This is a genomic window from Streptomyces sp. R44, from assembly GCF_041053105.1.
Lineage (GTDB): Bacteria > Actinomycetota > Actinomycetes > Streptomycetales > Streptomycetaceae > Streptomyces.
This window is the reverse complement of record NZ_CP163444.1, coordinates 1,891,551-1,907,114: the sequence shown is the minus strand read 5'-3', so window position 1 is coordinate 1,907,114 and position 15,564 is coordinate 1,891,551. Positions and strand designations below refer to the sequence as shown.

Below are 15,564 nucleotides of genomic sequence, written 5' to 3'. Positions count from 1 at the left end.
GTCGCCCCCTGTCTACGGTCGTTCATGACGGCACGCACAACGCTACGTGAGGGAGGACGCCCCATGCGGGTGGGAGTACTGGGTTCGGGAGAGATGGCGCGGGCGCTCGGCGGAGGATGGGCCAGGGCGGGCCACGAGGTGCTCGTCGGCGGCCGGGACGCGGAGCGGACCGCCGCGCTCGCCGCGAGCACCGGGGCCCGGCCGGGCACCCTCGCCGAAGCGGCCCGCTTCGGGGAGGCGACCCTTCTGGCCCTGCCGTACGACGCGGTCCTGCCGGCCCTCGAAGCGACGGGCCCCGTCGGCTCGTTCGGCGGGCGGATCCTGATCGACTGCACCAACGCGGTCGGTCCGGGCCCGGTCCTCACCACCGGCGAGGGCCCCGGCGCCGCCCGCACGCTCGCCGCGGCGACGGGCGCCCGGGTGGTGAAGGCCTTCAACCACGTGACGCCGGCGGTGTGGAGCCGTACCCCGCCCGTCTTCGCGGACGGACCGGTCGCCGTCCCGCTCTGCGGGGACGACGAGGAGGCGCTCTCGCTCGTCTCGGCCCTCGCCGCCGACCTGGGCTGCGCCCCCTTCGTCGCCGGCCCGCTGGCCCACGCGGACCTCCTGGAGGCGACGACGGCCTTCCTCATCGGCCTCTGGACCTCGGGCCGTGACCCGCGCGCCATGCTCCCGCCGCCGGCGGCGCTCGGCGGCTGACGGGGGGGCGACCGTCGCCCCGGCTTGCGGGCCGGTCCGTACGCACCGAGGGTCGGGGTATGAAGGCGATCAGCTACAGCCGGTACGGCGGCCCCGAGGTCCTGGAGTACGGCGAGCTGCCCGAGCCCAAGATCGGACCGGACGCGGTCCTGATCGAGGTGCGGGCGGCCGCCGTCAACCCGGTCGACTGGAAGTGCCAGGCCGGATACCTCGACGGCATGATGGACGCGGTCTTCCCGGTCGTCCCCGGCTGGGACGTCTCCGGTGTCGTCGTGCGGCTCGGCCTCTCCGTCCCCGAGTTCGCCGTGGGCGACGAGGTCATGGGGTACGTCCGCGAGGACTTCCTCTCGCGCGGCACCTTCGCCGAGTACGTCGCCGCGCCCGTCCGCACCCTCGCCCGCAAGCCCCGCACCTTCGACTTCGAGGAGGCCGCGGCCCTCCCGCTCGCCGGCCTCACCGCGTACCAGGCGCTCCACCGGCCCCTCGCGGTACGGCCCGGGGAGACCGTCCTCGTCCACGCGGCGGCCGGCGGGGTCGGCTCGATGGCCGTGCAGATCGCCCGCCACCTCGGCTGCCGGGTCATCGGCGCGGCCAGGGACGCGGGCCTTGAGCGGGTCGCGGAGCTCGGCGCCGACCCCGTCCGCTACGACGAGGAGACCTTCACCGACCAGGTCCGCGCCCTCGCCCCGCTGGGCGTGGACGCCGTCCTCGACACCATCGGCGGCCCGTTCCTGGAGCTCTCCGCCCGGCTCCTCGCCCCGCACGCCCGCCTGGCGTCGATCGCCGACGGCGAGGTCCTCGCCCTCGGCGGCACCTACTTCTGGACCCGCCCCGACGCCGCCGACCTCGCAGCCCTCGCCGACCTGGCCGACGCGGGCGTCCTCACCGTACGGGTGGCCAGGTCGTTCCCGCTGGAACAGGCGGCCGAGGCCCAGCGCGCCAACGCGGCGGGCGGCCTCAACGGCAAGGTCGTGGTGACCGTCCCGTAGGACCGTCGCGCCTCACCAGATCACCGCCGCGCCGAAGACGGCGAGCGCGATCGTGCACAGGGCCGCGAGCAGCGCGCCCCGGTGGGAGAGCGGGAGCGGCCGGGCCGCGCCCAGGGAACGGATCCGCCGGTGGGCCACGGCCAGGAACGCGACCCACACCAGGGACGACAGCGCGAGCCCGGTCAGCTCCTTCGCCGTGATCTCGTCGCTGACGGTCAGCTTCACGGCGAGGACCGCGACGACCGTGCACGACAGGGTCGTACGCCGCCACGCGAGCCGGGTCCGCTCCGGCTGGAGTCCCGGATCCCGGGTCTCGGCGGCCGCGCTCACCGCCCGGCCCAGCCGAAGACGACGAGCACCACCATCGCGAGCGCCACCGCGGCCACCGCGAGGCTGAGCACCGCGGGGAACCGGGAGGTGGGAAGGTCCTCGCCGCGCCGCATCGCCCGCTCGCAGCGCACCCAGTGGTTGACCGCCCGCAGGGCGCACAGCACGCCGGCGGCGAGCAGCGCGAGCGCGAGCCCGACGCGCACGCCCCAGCGCAGGTCCGGCAGGAACTGGTCGACGGCGAAGCCACCGCCGACGAGGGCGAGCGCGGTCCGGATCCAGGCGAGGAAGGTCCGCTCGTTGGCGAGGGAGAAGCGGTAGTCGGGGGTCTCGCCCTCGTCCCGGATCCGCTGCGGCGCGAACCACAGCCGCAGGCTCTGCACGAATTCGCTCACGCGTGCACCCTAACGGTCGGATGATCGGCCCGCCGGGCAGCGCCTCCCGCGCCGGGCCGTCAGCCCGCCGTGTGCCCGCTCCGGGCCCGCAGCCTCTCGTACGCGGCGAGGCCGTCCGGCACCCACTCCCAGGTGCCGAGACGTTCCTCCAGCTCCCCGTCCGTCAGGAAGGTGTGCCAGGCGACCTCCTCCACCTGCGGGTCGACCGGCAGGTCGCAGCGGACCTCGTAGACCGCGGACCACCACTTCCCGTCCCCGTCCGAGTCGAACAGGAACGTCAGGACCGGCTCGGGCCGGGGCAGTCCGGAGACCCCGAGCTCCTCCTCGGCCTCGCGCAGCGCGGCCTCGTCGTAGGACTCGCCCGCGCCGACGACACCGCCGACGAACATGTCGTACAGGGAGGGGTACGACAGCTTCGTCGGCGTCCTGCGGTGGACGAAGGTCCGGCCCTCGGCGTCCCGGACCCGGATGAAGACGCAGCGATGGGTCAGGCCCCGCGCGTGCACCTCACCGCGCCGGGCCTGACCGATCACCCGGTCGTTGTCGTCGACGACGTCCACGATCTCTTCAGCGCTCATGCGCCCATGAAATCACCGCCGCACGAGGCACGGGACGGGCCTCACTGCCCCATGACGTACTTGACCGTCGGACCGGTCGTCCAGCCGCCGTCGACGGCGAGCTCCGCACCCGTCACGTACGAGGCGGCGTCCGAGAGCAGGAAGACGACCGCGCCCGCGATCTCGTCGGCCTCGCCGACCCGGCCCATCGGCGTGTTCGGGTACTTGCCCTCGCCGCGCTCGATGCCGACGGAGGCCGTCATCGGGGTGTAGGTCATGCCGGGGTGGACGGAGTTCACCCGGATCTTCGCCGTGCCGAGCTCCACCGCGCCGATCTTCGTCAGGCCGCGCACGCCCCACTTCGAGGCGCCGTACCCGGCGGTCAGGGCCAGGCCCATCAGGCCCGCGGCCGAGGAGATGTTGACGATCGAGCCGCCGCCGGCCTCCTTCATGGCGGGTATCGCGGCCTTCATGCCGATGAAGACGCCCGTCAGGTTGATGTCGAGGACCTTGCGGAAGTGCTCGACGGACTCGGTCTCCAGGAACGCGCCGGTGGAGATGCCGGCGTTGTTCACCAGACCGTGCAGCCCGCCGAACTCCGCCACCGCGAAGGCGACGGCCGCCGCCCACTCCTCCTCGGAGGTCACGTCGTGGTGGAAGAACCGGGCCCGCTCGCCGAGCGCCTCGGCCGTGGCCTTGCCGTCCTCGTCGAGGACGTCGGTGATCACGACGTTCGCGCCGGAGGCCACGGCCAGCCTGGCGGCCTCGGCGCCCAGGCCGCGGGCGCCGCCGGTGATGAGCACGGTCTTGCCGGTGAGGTCGTTCATGAGAGAGGTCCCTTTCAGCGGGTTCGGACGCTCCGGGGCTGTGCGGCCCGGAGAAGCGCGGTGGTGGTCTCGACGAGATCGGCGAGGAACAGGGGCTCGTCCGTGAGCGGCTCGCTGCCGTCGAGGTACTGCCGTGCCCGGTCCGCCATGGCCGCGCCGACCACGGTCAGCGCCAGGTCGAGGCGCTCCAGGAGCAGCGGCTCGGGGAGCCCTCCCGCGGCGAGGCGGTCCGCGATCCGCTCGATCAGGCGCCAGTAGACGGTGCCGGCGAGCGTGGGGTGGGGGGTGCGGGTGCGGACGCCGCTCTCGTGGCTGAGCTGCGCGGAGATCCGCAGGCAGCGGCGGCCCCGGTCCGTGCGCAGCTCGCTGGCCTCGGCGGTGACGAGTGCGGCGATCAGTCGTCTCAGGTCGTCCTCCGTGTCGTCGAGGAGGGGCGCGAGCACCTGTTCCGTACGGGCCTGGCGGCCGGCCATGACCGCGTCGAGCAGTCCGGCGCGCGAGCCGAAGTGGTACTGCACCGCCGAGGGGTTGGCCTGTCCGGCCAGCGCCACGACGTCCCGCAGCTGTGCGCCGTCGACGCCCTGTGCGGCGAAGAGCTCCTCCGCCGCGCGGATCAGTTTCTCCCGGGTCTCGGGTCCCGACGTCCTCGCCATACCTCCATATTAATGCTCGACATTAGAAAACGGAAAGGCCGAGGGAGGGCTCGGACGGTTGACTCGATACATCCGTGTATCCAAGATGCGATCCATGTCCTACGACGCTGATGTGATCGTGATCGGGGCGGGCCTCGCCGGCCTCGTCGCCACCGCCGAGCTGGTCGACGCCGGCCGCACCGTGATCCTCCTCGACCAGGAACCCGAGCAGTCCCTCGGCGGCCAGGCCCACTGGTCCTTCGGCGGCCTGTTCCTCGTCGACTCGCCCGAGCAGCGCAGGATGCGCGTCAAGGACAGCCACGCCCTCGCCCTCCAGGACTGGTTCGGCACCGCGGGCTTCGACCGCACCGAGGACCACTGGCCGAGGAAGTGGGCCGAGGCCTACGTGGACTTCGCCGCCGGAGAGAAGCGCGCCTGGCTCCACGCGCGCGGGGTGCGCTTCTTCCCCGTCGTCGGCTGGGCCGAGCGCGGCGGCTACGACGCCAACGGCCACGGCAACTCCGTACCCCGCTTCCACATCACCTGGGGCACCGGACCCGGCCTCGTCGCCCCCTTCGAGCGCAAGGTCCGCGAGGGCGCCGCCCGCGGCCTCGTCGACCTCCGCTTCCGCCACCGCGTCACCGGCCTCGGCCGCACGGCCGGAGCCGTCGACACGGTCTCCGGCGAGATCCTGGCCCCCTCCACCGCCGCCCGCGGCACCGCGTCGAGCCGCGAGGTCACGGGCTCCTTCGAACTGCGGGCCCAGGCCGTGATCGTCACCTCCGGCGGCATCGGCGGCAACCACGACCTCGTCCGCGCGCAGTGGCCCGCCCGGCTCGGCACCCCGCCCGCCAAGCTGCTCTCCGGCGTCCCCGCCCACGTCGACGGACTGATGCTCGGCATCGCCGAGAAGGCCGGTGCCCACCACATCAACCGCGACCGGATGTGGCACTACACCGAGGGCATCGAGAACTGGAACCCCATCTGGGCCCGCCACGGCATCCGCATCCTGCCCGGCCCGTCCAGCCTCTGGCTCGACGCCACCGGCAAGCGGCTCCCCGTCCCGCTCTTCCCCGGCTTCGACACCCTGGGCACCCTCGAACACATCATGCGGACCGGCCACGACCACACCTGGTTCGTCCTCGACAAGCGCATCATCGGCAAGGAGTTCGCGCTCTCCGGCTCCGAACAGAACCCCGACCTCACCGGCAAGTCCGTCCGCGACGTCCTCGGCCGCGCCCGCGCCGACGTGCCGGCCCCCGTGCGGGCCTTCATGGACCACGGCGTCGACTTCGTCGTCGAGAACGACCTCTCCGCCCTCGTCCGCGGCATGAACGCGCTCACCGACGAACCCCTGATCGACGAGGCCCCCTGCGCCGCGAGATCACCGCCCGGGACCGCGAGATCGCCAACCCCTTCACCAAGGACCTCCAGGTCACGGCGATCCGGGGCGCCCGCAAGTACCTGGGCGACAAGCTGATCCGTACGGCGTCCCCGCACCGCATCCTCGACCCGAAGGCGGGCCCGCTGATCGCCGTACGCCTCAACATCCTCACCCGCAAGTCCCTCGGCGGCCTGGAGACCGACCTCGACTCCCGCGTCCTGACGGAGGGCGGCGAGCCCCTGGAGGGCGTGTACGCGGCGGGCGAGGCGGCCGGCTTCGGCGGCGGCGGAGTCCACGGCTACCGCTCCCTCGAAGGCACCTTCCTCGGCGGCTGCGTCTTCTCGGGCCGCGCGGCGGGCCGGGCGGCGGCGAAGGCGGTGAGCTGACGGACCCCGTCCGGCCCGAGGTGCGGGGGCCGACGCCCGTCCTGTGGTACGGGTCACACGCCGAGACCTTCGTGTCGCGGGAGGCCCCCCGGCCCAGGATGAGGTCATGGAGATAGGCATCGCACTGCCCCAGTACGGCACCCACGCCCGCGCCGACCGCATCGCGGCCTTCGCGCGGGACGCCGAGGACGCCGGGTTCGACTCGTTCTGGGTCGGCGACCGCGCCCTGACCCCGGTCGCCCCCAGTGACCTCTATCCGGGGCACACCCCGGAGAACCCGTACCCCCACCAGTACAAGACCTTCCTCGACCCGCTGACCGTGCTCACCGTCGCCGCCGGCGCCACCTCCCGTGCCCGGCTCGGCATGAGCACCCTCAACGGCCCCTGGTACCCGCCGGCCCTGCTCGCCCGCTCCCTGACCTCGCTCGACCAGGTGAGCGGCGGACGGCTCGACGTCGGTCTCGGCATCGGCTGGCTGCGGGACGAGTACACCGCCGTCGGCGCCGACTTCGGCCGGCGCGGCGCGCTCCTCGACGAGCTGCTCGACGTCCTCCACGGCTTCTGGACCCAGGAGGAGTTCGGCCACGAGGGCCCGCACTGGACGATCCCCGTCTCGTACGTGGGCCTGCGCCCGGTCCAGCCGGCCGGACCGCCCGTCTACCTCGGCGGCTTCAGCCCGGCCGCGCTGCGCCGGGTCGGCCGCCGGGCCGCGGGCTGGGTCGGCGCCGTGCTGCCGCCGGGGGCGGCCGAGGGCCTGTGGGACGTGGCCCGGCGCGCGGCCGAGGAGGCGGGCCGGGACCCGGGGGCGCTGCGCCGGGAGATCCGCCACAACCCCGCCCCCGGCGCCACGGCCGACGCGATCGCCACGGTCCTCGCGGGCGTCCGGGACACCGGCGCCGACGGCTGCTTCGTCGACCTGCAGCAGTCGGTCGACTCGCCCGGCGAGGCCCTGGAACTCGGGATCAAGGTCCTCGGCCTGCTGCGGGGCTGAACACGACGGAGGGGCCCCGGACATCCGGGGCCCCTCCGTGCGTACGAGACGGGCTACAGCACCAGCGACAGCAGCAGCACGAACACGATGCCGACGACCGAGATGATCGTCTCCATCACCGACCAGGTCTTGATCGTCTGTCCGACGTTCATGCCGAAGTACTCCTTCACCAGCCAGAACCCGGCGTCGTTGACGTGGCTGAAGAAGAGCGAACCGGCACCGATGGCGAGGACGAGGAGCGAGACCTCACCGGTCGACATGCCCTCGGCGAGCGGGGCCACCAGGCCGGCCGCCGAGATCGTCGCCACCGTGGCCGAGCCGGTCGCGAGCCGGATCGCGACCGCGATCAGCCAGGCGAGCAGCAGGGCCGGGATCGACCAGCTCTTCGAGAAGTCGAGGATCATCTGGCCGACGCCGATGTCGATCAGGGTCTGCTTGAAGCCGCCGCCCGCGCCGACGATCAGCAGGATGCCGGCGATCGGAGCGAGGGACTTCTCGACGGTCGAGTTCAGCCGCTCCTTGGTGAAGCCGGCCGCGCGGCCCAGGGTGAACATGCCGACTATGACGGCCGTGAGCAGGGCGATCAGCGGGGAGCCGATGACGTCGGTGACCTTCTGCACGCCGTTCTCGGGGTCGTCGATCACGATGTCGACGAGCGCCTTGACCAGCATCAGGACGACGGGGAGCAGGATGGTCGCGACGGTGGCGCCGAAGCCCGGGCGCTTCTCCAGGTCCTCGGACGGCCGGGTCGGGATCATCTTCTCGGGCGCCTGGATGTCCACCCAGCGCGCGGCGTACTTGGAGAAGAGCGGACCGGCGATGATCACGGTGGGGATGGCGACGACCAGGCCGAGCGCGAGGGTCACGCCCAGGTTGGCGCCGACCGCGTCGATCGCGACGAGCGGGCCGGGGTGCGGCGGGATGAGGCCGTGCATCACGGACAGGCCGGCCAGGGCCGGGATGCCGATCCGCATCAGCGAGTAGTTGCCGCGCTTGGCGACCATGAGCACCACCGGGATCAGCAGCACGATGCCGACCTCGAAGAAGAGCGGCAGACCGATCACGGAGGCGATCAGGACCATCGCCCACGGCATGGCCTTCTTGCCGGTCTTCGCCAGGATGGTGTCCACGATCTGGTCGGCGCCGCCGGAGTCGGCGAGCAGCTTGCCGAGGATCGCGCCGAGCGCGATGAGCACGCCCACACCGGCCACGGTGTTGCCGAGCCCGGTGCTGAACGACTTGATGGTGTCCGCGAGCGGGGCACCCGCGAACGCGCCGAGCGCCAGCGACCCGATGGTCAGCGCCAGGAACGCGTGCAGCTTGAACTTGGTGATGAGCAGGACGATGACGGCGATGCCGGCGAGCACGGCGATCCCGAGCTGGGCGTTGCCTGCCGAGGTGATCGGTTCGGCGGCGTCCGCTGCCAGGATCTCGACGCTGAGACTGGTCACGGTGGTGTCCTTCGTACGGGCAGGAAGGGGGACGGGGGTGCGGGGTGACGGGGGAGGATCAGCCGGCCAGGCCGCGCAGGGCGGCGACGGCGCGGGCGGTGATCTCCTCCGGGGTGCCGGAGACGTCGACGGCGACGCCGGCCTCGTCCTCCTGCAAGGGCTGCAGGGTGGCGAACTGGGAGTCGAGGAGCGCGGTGGGCATGAAATGGCCCTTGCGTGCGGCCATCCGGCCCTCGATCAGCTCCCGGTCACCGGTCAGATGCAGGAAGACGACCCCGGGCGCGGCGGCACGCAGCCGGTCCCGGTAGATCCTCTTGAGCGCGGAGCTGCTCACGACCCCGCCGAGCCCGGCCCGGCCGTGCGCCCACTCCCCGATGGCGTCGAGCCACGGCCCCCGGTCCGTGTCGTCCAGCGGGATGCCGGCCGACATCTTGGCGACGTTGGCCGCCGGGTGGAAGTCGTCGCCCTCGGCGTACGGCAGACCGAGCGCCTCCGCGACCAGCGGACCGATGGTGGTCTTGCCGGTCCCGGCGACGCCCATCACGACGACGACCGGGGGAGCGGAGAGGGGGGTGGTGCTCATGGGGGGTGCCTCGCTGTCTTCTTCGACATCGATTCGGTGAATCCGTCGCGCTCATGAAACCCATTGGGTACGACGTATTCAAGAGACTGTGACAAAAAAGTCGTACTTTTCATTCCCGGGTGTGATCACACACGCCCGCGCGCATAGGCTGATCGTCATGACGACACCGGCTCAGGGGCTCCACTCACACGTCCTGGCCACCCTGGGCCTCGCGATCACCGCCGGGGAGTACCCGCCGGGCACCGTGCTGCGCACCGACGAGCTCGCCCAGCGCTTCGACGTCTCCCGGACCGTCGTCCGCGAGGTCGTCCGGGTCCTGGAGTCCATGCACCTCGTCGAGTCCCGCCGCCGCGTCGGCGTGACCGTGCTCCCCACGGCCAGCTGGAACGTGTACGACCCCCAGGTCATCCGCTGGCGGCTCGCCGGCGCGGACCGCCCCCGCCAGCTCCGCTCGCTCACCGTGCTCCGCTCGGCCGTCGAACCGGTCGCCGCGGGCCTGGCCGCCCTGAACGCCACTCCCGAACAGTGCCGCGAGCTCACCGAGCAGGCCCTCGGCATGGTCGCCACCTCGCGCGGCCGCCGCCTGGAGGAGTACCTCGTCCACGACATCGCCTTCCACCGGGTCGTGCTCAACGCCTCCGGCAACGAGATGTTCGCCCGCCTCGGCGACGTCGTCGCCGAGGTCCTCACCGGCCGCACCCACCACCACGTGATGTTCGAGGACCCCGACCCGGCCGCCGTCACCCTCCACGTCCAGGTCGCCGAGGCCGTACGGGAGCGGGACGCGGCCCGCGCCGAGGAGCTCACCCGTCAGATCGCGGTCGGCGCGCTCCAGGAACTGGACGTCCTCGCGCCGTGAGTGGCCGTAAACCCCCGTTACTTTCGGGTAAGACCCCCGTAAAGCTCTGAACTAGCTCAAATACGGGCTTTCAGTGATATGCGCCACAGTCAGTCGGCGTCGTTGCCGTGAGGATGTCCGCTGGCCGTGCCGGGGACACCTCCCCTTCATGGGGACACCCCCCGCCAGGTACGGCCGGGCCCGCACAGCTCCCCCCTCACGAAGGCGAACAACTCCATGACTGACCGCGTCACCGCGGCCGAGCCGCTGTCCGCCGCTCCGGCGAACCCGGCCGCCGCCCCCCACGTCGACGCAGGCGACGCCGGATACCGCAAGGACCTCAAGTCCCGGCACATCAACATGATCGCCATCGGCGGCGCCATCGGCACCGGCCTCTTCCTGGGCGCCGGCGGCCGCATGCACAACGCCGGACCGTCGCTCTTCATCGCGTACGCGGTCTGCGGCCTCTTCGCCTTCTTCGTCGTGCGCGCGCTCGGCGAGCTCGTGCTCTACCGCCCGTCCTCCGGCGCCTTCGTCTCGTACGCCCGTGAGTTCATGGGCGAGAAGGGCGCCTACACGGCCGGCTGGCTCTACTTCCTCAACTGGTCGACCACCGCCGTCGCCGACATCACCGCGGCCGCCACCTACGCGCACTTCTGGGCCATGTTCAGCGACATCCCGCAGTGGGTCCTCGCGCTGATCGCCCTCGCGGTCGTCCTCGCCGCCAACCTCATCTCCGTGAAGTACTTCGGCGAGATGGAGTTCTGGTTCGCGATCATCAAGGTCGCCGCCCTGGTCGCCTTCATGCTCGTCGGCATCTTCCTCGTCGTCACCTCGCACGACGTCGGCGGCCACACCCCCGGCCTGCACAACATCACCGAGAACGGCGGCATCTTCCCCAACGGCGTCATGCCGATGCTGCTGCTCATCCAGGGCGTCGTCTTCGCCTACGCCTCCGTCGAGCTGTGCGGCGTCGCCGCCGGTGAGACCGAGAACCCCGAGAAGATCATGCCGAAGGCGATCAACTCGATCATGTGGCGCGTCGGTCTGTTCTACGTCGGCTCGGTCGTGCTGCTCGCGCTGATCCTCCCGTACACCGCGTACACCGGCGACCAGAGCCCGTTCGTCACCGTCTTCGACAAGCTCGGCATCCCCGGCGCCGCCGGCGTGATGAACCTCGTCGTCCTCACCGCCGCGCTCTCCAGCCTCAACTCGGGCCTCTACTCCACCGGCCGCATCCTGCGCTCGATGTCGCTGTCCGGCTCCGCGCCCAAGTTCACCGGCGTCATGAACAAGGGCGGTGTCCCCTACGGCGGCATCCTGCTCACCGCGGGCTTCGGCATCGCCGGTGTCGTCCTCAACTTCCTGATGCCGGGCGAGGCCTTCGAGCTCGTCCTCAACTTCGCCTCCATCGGCATCATCGGCACCTGGGCGATGATCATGGTCTGCTCGCTGCTCTTCGTGCGCCGCGCCGAGCAGGGCAAGGTCGTCCGGCCCGCGTACCGGCTGCCCTGGGCCCCGTACACCCAGATCATCACCCTGGGCTTCCTCGCCTCCGTCCTCGTCCTGATGTGGATGGACGGCGGCGTCGGCCGCACCACCGTGAACTGTCTGCCGCTCATCGCGGCCGCGCTCACCGGCGGCTGGTTCCTGGTCCGCCGCCGGGTCCGCGAGACCGCCGCGGCCCAGCAGGGCTGAGACTCCCCCCACGGGAGACGGCGGGACCCCCACAGGCACGGCCTGCGGGGGTCTCGCCTTTTGTCAGGAGATAGTGGTACGCAAGAGCCTTACAAGATCCGTTCGGAGAAAAGGAAGTTCGCGATGCCGCAGCACGTCCAGGGGGTCATCGCCCCCGGCAAGAACGAACCGGTACGGGTCGAGACGATCGTCATCCCCGACCCCGGCCCCGGCGAGGCCGTCGTGAAGATCCAGGCCTGCGGCGTCTGTCACACCGATCTCCACTACAAGCAGGGCGCGATCAACGACGAGTTCCCCTTCCTGCTCGGCCACGAGGCCGCCGGAATCGTCGAGTCCGTCGGCGAGGGCGTCACCGACGTCACCCCCGGCGACTTCGTGATCCTCAACTGGCGTGCCGTCTGCGGCACCTGCCGCGCCTGCACCCGCGGCCGCCCCTGGTACTGCTTCGCCACCCACAACGCCAAGCAGAAGATGACGCTCCTCGACGGCACGGAGCTCTCCCCGGCCCTCGGCATCGGCGCCTTCGCCGAGAAGACCCTCGTCGCCGCCGGCCAGTGCACCAAGGTCGACCCGGCCGTCGCCCCCGAGGTCGCGGGCCTCCTCGGCTGCGGCGTGATGGCCGGCATCGGCGCCGCCATCAACACCGGCGACGTCGGCCGCGGCGACACCGTCGCCGTCATCGGCTGCGGCGGCGTCGGCGACGCGGCGGTCGTCGGCTCCCGCCTCGCCGGAGCCGCGAAGATCATCGCCGTGGACATCGACGACCGGAAACTGGCCAAGGCGCAGGAGATGGGCGCCACCCACACGGTCAACTCCCGGTCCACGGACCCCGTCGAGGCGATCCGCGAGCTCACCGGCGGCTTCGGCGCCGACGTCGTCATCGAGGCCGTCGGCCGCCCGGAGACGTACGAGCAGGCCTTCTACGCCCGCGACCTCGCCGGCACGGTCGTCCTGGTAGGCGTCCCCAGCCCCGAGATGAAGCTGGAACTCCCCCTCCTCGACGTCTTCGGCCGCGGCGGCGCGCTCAAGTCCTCCTGGTACGGGGACTGCCTGCCGTCCCGCGACTTCCCGATGCTCATCGACCTGCACCAGCAGGGCCGCATCGACCTCGCCGCCTTCGTCACCGAGACCATCGGCCTCGGCGACGTCGAGAAGGCCTTCGCGCGCATGCACGAGGGCGACGTCCTCCGCTCGGTGGTGGTCCTCTGATGGCCGCCCGCATCGACCACCTGGTCACCTCCGGCACCTTCAGCCTCGACGGCGGCACCTGGGACGTCGACAACAACGTCTGGATCGTCGGCGACGACACCGAGGCCCTCGTCATCGACGCCGCCCACGACGCCGCGGCGATCCTCGCCGCGCTCGACGGCCGCGCCCTGCGCGCCATCGTCTGCACCCACGCCCACGACGACCACATCGACGCCGCCCCGGCCCTCGCGGCCGCCACCGGCGCCCGCATCCTGCTCCACCCGGCCGACCAGCCGCTGTGGAAGCTCACCCACCCGGACCACACCCCGGACGGAGACCTCGCCGACGGCCAGGTCCTCACCATCGCGGGCACGGACCTCAAGGTCCTCCACACCCCGGGCCACGCCCCCGGCGCGGTCTCCCTGTACGCCCCCGACCTGGGCACCGTCTTCACCGGCGACACCCTCTTCCAGGGCGGCCCCGGCGCGACCGGCCGGTCCTACTCGGACTTCCCGACGATCGTCGACTCGATCCGCGAGAAGCTCCTCACCCTGCCGCCCGAGACGGTGGTCCGCACGGGCCACGGCGACCCGACGACGATCGGCGCGGAGGCCCCGCACCTGGAGGAATGGATCAAGAGGGGCCACTGAGAACGGAGGGACTCTCGAAGGCCCTCGCCCCACCCGTGAACGGGTCGGTGAACTCCAGCGTCCGAGCGAGCAGTTGCAGCGGACGCGAGAAGTCCTCCGGCCCGTCCTCACGGACCACGGGATACACGGGATCGCCGAGAATGGGCAGCCCGAGCCCGTTCATGTGCACCCGCAGCTGATGGGTCCGCCCGGTCACGGGCACGAGCCGGTACCACCCCACCCCACCCGCGTGCCGCACCAGCTCCACCCGACTCTCGGCATTCGGCTCACCCGGCACCTCCCGGGCGGCCATCACCCCACGCTCCTTCTCGATCCGGCTGCGCACGGTGACGGGCAGCTCGACGGCCGGATCGTACGGAGCGACCGCCTCGTACTCCTTGCGCACGAGCCGGTCCCGGAACAGCGTCTGGTACGCCCCCCGGTCCTCCGGCCGCACCACGAACAGCACGAGCCCGGCCGTCAGCCGGTCCAGCCGGTGCGCCGGCTGGAGGAACGGCAGCCCCAGATCACGCCGCAACCGCGCGAGCGCGGTCTCCGTCACATGCCGCCCCCGAGGCATGGTCGCCAGAAAATGCGGCTTGTCGGCCACCACGATCCGCTCGTCCCGGTGGACGACCCCGACCTCGAAGGGCACGGGCGTCTCGGCGGGAAAGTCCCGGTGGAACCAGAGATACCGCCCGGCGACATACGGCTCGTCCCCCCGAACCGGCCCGTCGACCCCGACGAACCGCCCCTCCCGCACCATCCCCTCGACCCGCCCGACCCCGACGGCACCCCCGTACCGCTCGACCAGAAAATCCCGCACGGTCACCCACCCCGCACCGACCCCCTCAGGCAACCGCACCCGCACGGGATCGATCCCGTACCGCTGGGGGAGGGGCGCGACCGGCGCTCTGTTTCTCCTTCTCACAGACCCACGGTAACCAGCCCCTCAGCAGGGTGGCGAAGCGCCCGTCGTCACTCCGGGGCCGGGGCGAGGCAGGTCAGAGCGGCTTCCTCGGTCTCCGCCACGGAAGGCGGTGCGCCGCCCTCCCAGTGCGGGTGCGCGGCGACCAGCTTCGCCCGGAGCTCCCGCGCCAGCCGCCGACGCTCCTCCGGCGCAGGTGCCTCGGCGATGCGACGGCCCCACCGGACCGTGTCCACGACCGCCGACTTCATCTCCTCGTAGGCGAGATAGAAGGCCAGACCCGACTGCCAGTCCGTCCGGCACTCGAAGGGAACGGCCCGCTCCCAGCCGAGGCACGTCCGATGCCGGTCCGCCGCCGTGTACGCCATCTTGTGCAGGTGGTCCGCCAGGTCGTACACGGGATCGCCCCACAGGGCCAGCTCCCAGTCGAGGAAGGCCACCCGCGGCTCCTCGGTGAGAATCATGTTCTTGCGGTGGACGTCCGCGTGCAGGAGCCGGAACGGCCGCTCGACGAGTTCCCGGCTCGCGCGCTCCGCCAGCCGCGCACCCGGGTCGACCGGTACGCCGAGCGCCTCGTAGAGAGCGAGAACGGCGGCGTCCCCCCGCCCCCGGATCTCGCCGACCAGGCGCAGGAGGCGGCCGGCGAACCCGGCCGTGTCGCCGTCGGCGGGCCAGTCGTCGGGCACAGCGGGCAGCGCGGAGGAGGCCACGCGGGTCATCTCGCCGAAGAGCCGCTCCACGCCGTCGAGGACCACGTCGGGCAGCGGCTTCCCGTCCTGCGCCACGTCGTCGACCCTGCGGCCCGGTACGTACTCGTGGATCTGGAACCGGTGGTCCGGGTCGGCGTGGAGGAGCCGGGGCGCCTGGGAGACGTACGGGTGGATCGCCTCCAGCACGGCGGGCTCCGGCCAGAGGGTGAGGTCCATCGGTTCGGAACCGGGGCCGGGAATCCGCACCAGGACCGGTCCCGAGCCCGTCTCGATGCGTACGTTGCGGTGGTAGAAGCCGGCGAGGGAGTCCTCGCGGTCGCGTGCCTCTGCGTACAGCGCTGTGGCGTCCATG

At 72.0% G+C, this 15,564-nt stretch carries 16 protein-coding genes and 1 pseudogene; 8 read left to right on the top strand and 9 right to left on the bottom strand.

All coding sequences use genetic code 11. The features are described 5' to 3' along the window. The first annotated feature begins 63 nt into the window (after window positions 1-63). Window positions 64-699: an NADPH-dependent F420 reductase gene (locus AB5J54_RS08855; RefSeq protein WP_369143336.1), complete on the top strand. Its 636-nt coding sequence runs from the start codon at window positions 64-66 to the stop codon at window positions 697-699. Between the two features lie 59 nt (window positions 700-758). Further along, complete coding sequence (locus AB5J54_RS08850; protein WP_369143335.1) at window positions 759-1,688, top strand: NADP-dependent oxidoreductase; 930 nt, start codon at window positions 759-761, stop codon at window positions 1,686-1,688. Between the two features lie 12 nt (window positions 1,689-1,700). On the opposite strand, the gene AB5J54_RS08845 is transcribed toward AB5J54_RS08850, so the two are convergent. Genes AB5J54_RS08845 through AB5J54_RS08825 form a run of 5 tightly spaced genes read right to left on the bottom strand, consistent with a single transcriptional unit; the run spans window position 1,701 to window position 4,447 of the window. Beyond that, window positions 1,701-2,018, bottom strand: a complete 318-nt coding sequence (locus tag AB5J54_RS08845) for a DUF202 domain-containing protein (RefSeq protein WP_369143334.1) — start codon at window positions 2,016-2,018, stop codon at window positions 1,701-1,703. Next, the gene (locus tag AB5J54_RS08840) at window positions 2,015-2,410 is read right to left on the bottom strand and encodes a YidH family protein (protein WP_369143333.1); all 396 of its coding nucleotides are present in this window, start codon (window positions 2,408-2,410) and stop codon (window positions 2,015-2,017) included. The genes AB5J54_RS08845 and AB5J54_RS08840 overlap by 4 nt, the downstream gene beginning before the upstream one ends. Before the next feature lie 59 nt (window positions 2,411-2,469). Further along, on the bottom strand, window positions 2,470-2,988 hold the full coding sequence (locus AB5J54_RS08835) for an NUDIX domain-containing protein (RefSeq protein ID WP_369143332.1): 519 nt from the start codon (window positions 2,986-2,988) through the stop codon (window positions 2,470-2,472). Window positions 2,989-3,029: 41 nt separating this feature from the next. Continuing rightward, entirely contained in the window at window positions 3,030-3,794 is a 765-nt protein-coding gene (locus AB5J54_RS08830; RefSeq protein ID WP_369143330.1) for a glucose 1-dehydrogenase, read from the bottom strand. A 14-nt stretch (window positions 3,795-3,808) separates the two neighbouring features. Further along, window positions 3,809-4,447, bottom strand: coding sequence for a TetR/AcrR family transcriptional regulator (locus AB5J54_RS08825; protein ID WP_369143329.1), 639 nt, complete (start codon window positions 4,445-4,447; stop codon window positions 3,809-3,811). A 94-nt stretch (window positions 4,448-4,541) separates the two neighbouring features. On the opposite strand from AB5J54_RS08825, the pseudogene AB5J54_RS08820 reads away from it, so the two are divergent. Both AB5J54_RS08820 and AB5J54_RS08815 read left to right on the top strand, forming a co-directional pair. Further along, window positions 4,542-6,196, top strand: a pseudogene (locus AB5J54_RS08820) (FAD-binding dehydrogenase). A gap of 106 nt (window positions 6,197-6,302) precedes the next feature. Next, window positions 6,303-7,187, top strand: coding sequence for a TIGR03619 family F420-dependent LLM class oxidoreductase (locus AB5J54_RS08815; RefSeq protein ID WP_369143328.1), 885 nt, complete (start codon window positions 6,303-6,305; stop codon window positions 7,185-7,187). 53 nt (window positions 7,188-7,240) lie between these two features. Here AB5J54_RS08815 and AB5J54_RS08810 read toward each other — a convergent pair whose 3' ends face one another. Next, a complete protein-coding gene (locus AB5J54_RS08810) occupies window positions 7,241-8,638 on the bottom strand; it encodes a GntP family permease (RefSeq protein WP_369143327.1) in 1,398 nt (465 codons plus the stop codon). 58 nt (window positions 8,639-8,696) lie between these two features. Then, window positions 8,697-9,221: a gluconokinase gene (locus AB5J54_RS08805; protein ID WP_369143326.1), complete on the bottom strand. Its 525-nt coding sequence runs from the start codon at window positions 9,219-9,221 to the stop codon at window positions 8,697-8,699. A gap of 157 nt (window positions 9,222-9,378) precedes the next feature. On the opposite strand from AB5J54_RS08805, the gene AB5J54_RS08800 reads away from it, so the two are divergent. The 4 genes from AB5J54_RS08800 (at window position 9,379) to AB5J54_RS08785 (ending at window position 13,595) form a co-directional block, all read left to right on the top strand. Further along, entirely contained in the window at window positions 9,379-10,080 is a 702-nt protein-coding gene (locus AB5J54_RS08800) for a FadR/GntR family transcriptional regulator (protein WP_041128413.1), read from the top strand. A gap of 216 nt (window positions 10,081-10,296) precedes the next feature. Then, window positions 10,297-11,757, top strand: a complete 1,461-nt coding sequence (locus tag AB5J54_RS08795; protein ID WP_369143325.1) for an amino acid permease — start codon at window positions 10,297-10,299, stop codon at window positions 11,755-11,757. A gap of 123 nt (window positions 11,758-11,880) precedes the next feature. Continuing rightward, window positions 11,881-12,966, top strand: coding sequence for an S-(hydroxymethyl)mycothiol dehydrogenase (locus AB5J54_RS08790; RefSeq protein WP_369143324.1), 1,086 nt, complete (start codon window positions 11,881-11,883; stop codon window positions 12,964-12,966). Further along, the gene (locus AB5J54_RS08785) at window positions 12,966-13,595 is read left to right on the top strand and encodes an MBL fold metallo-hydrolase (RefSeq protein WP_369143322.1); all 630 of its coding nucleotides are present in this window, start codon (window positions 12,966-12,968) and stop codon (window positions 13,593-13,595) included. Before AB5J54_RS08790 ends, AB5J54_RS08785 begins: the two co-directional genes overlap by 1 nt. On the opposite strand, the gene AB5J54_RS08780 is transcribed toward AB5J54_RS08785, so the two are convergent. After that, the gene (locus tag AB5J54_RS08780) at window positions 13,579-14,505 is read right to left on the bottom strand and encodes a pseudouridine synthase (protein WP_369143321.1); all 927 of its coding nucleotides are present in this window, start codon (window positions 14,503-14,505) and stop codon (window positions 13,579-13,581) included. The two genes, AB5J54_RS08785 and AB5J54_RS08780, sit on opposite strands and share 17 nt — an antisense overlap. A 47-nt stretch (window positions 14,506-14,552) precedes the next feature. Next, window positions 14,553-15,563, bottom strand: coding sequence for an aminoglycoside phosphotransferase family protein (locus AB5J54_RS08775; protein WP_369143320.1), 1,011 nt, complete (start codon window positions 15,561-15,563; stop codon window positions 14,553-14,555). Window position 15,564 lies beyond the last annotated feature (1 nt).

Bases quoted from the DNA above. Each gene is read 5' to 3' on its own strand.
- AB5J54_RS08855 (WP_369143336.1), top strand. From the start codon at position 64: ATGCGGGTGGGAGTACTGGGTTCGGGAGAGATGGCGCGGGCGCTCGGC.
- AB5J54_RS08850 (WP_369143335.1), top strand. From the start codon at position 759: ATGAAGGCGATCAGCTACAGCCGGTACGGCGGCCCCGAGGTCCTGGAG.
- AB5J54_RS08835 (WP_369143332.1), bottom strand. From the start codon at position 2,988: ATGAGCGCTGAAGAGATCGTGGACGTCGTCGACGACAACGACCGGGTG.
- AB5J54_RS08830 (WP_369143330.1), bottom strand. From the start codon at position 3,794: ATGAACGACCTCACCGGCAAGACCGTGCTCATCACCGGCGGCGCCCGC.
- AB5J54_RS08825 (WP_369143329.1), bottom strand. From the start codon at position 4,447: ATGGCGAGGACGTCGGGACCCGAGACCCGGGAGAAACTGATCCGCGCG.
- AB5J54_RS08815 (WP_369143328.1), top strand. From the start codon at position 6,303: ATGGAGATAGGCATCGCACTGCCCCAGTACGGCACCCACGCCCGCGCC.
- AB5J54_RS08805 (WP_369143326.1), bottom strand. From the start codon at position 9,221: ATGAGCACCACCCCCCTCTCCGCTCCCCCGGTCGTCGTCGTGATGGGC.
- AB5J54_RS08800 (WP_041128413.1), top strand. From the start codon at position 9,379: ATGACGACACCGGCTCAGGGGCTCCACTCACACGTCCTGGCCACCCTG.
- AB5J54_RS08795 (WP_369143325.1), top strand. From the start codon at position 10,297: ATGACTGACCGCGTCACCGCGGCCGAGCCGCTGTCCGCCGCTCCGGCG.
- AB5J54_RS08790 (WP_369143324.1), top strand. From the start codon at position 11,881: ATGCCGCAGCACGTCCAGGGGGTCATCGCCCCCGGCAAGAACGAACCG.
- AB5J54_RS08785 (WP_369143322.1), top strand. From the start codon at position 12,966: ATGGCCGCCCGCATCGACCACCTGGTCACCTCCGGCACCTTCAGCCTC.
- AB5J54_RS08775 (WP_369143320.1), bottom strand. From the start codon at position 15,563: ATGGACGCCACAGCGCTGTACGCAGAGGCACGCGACCGCGAGGACTCC.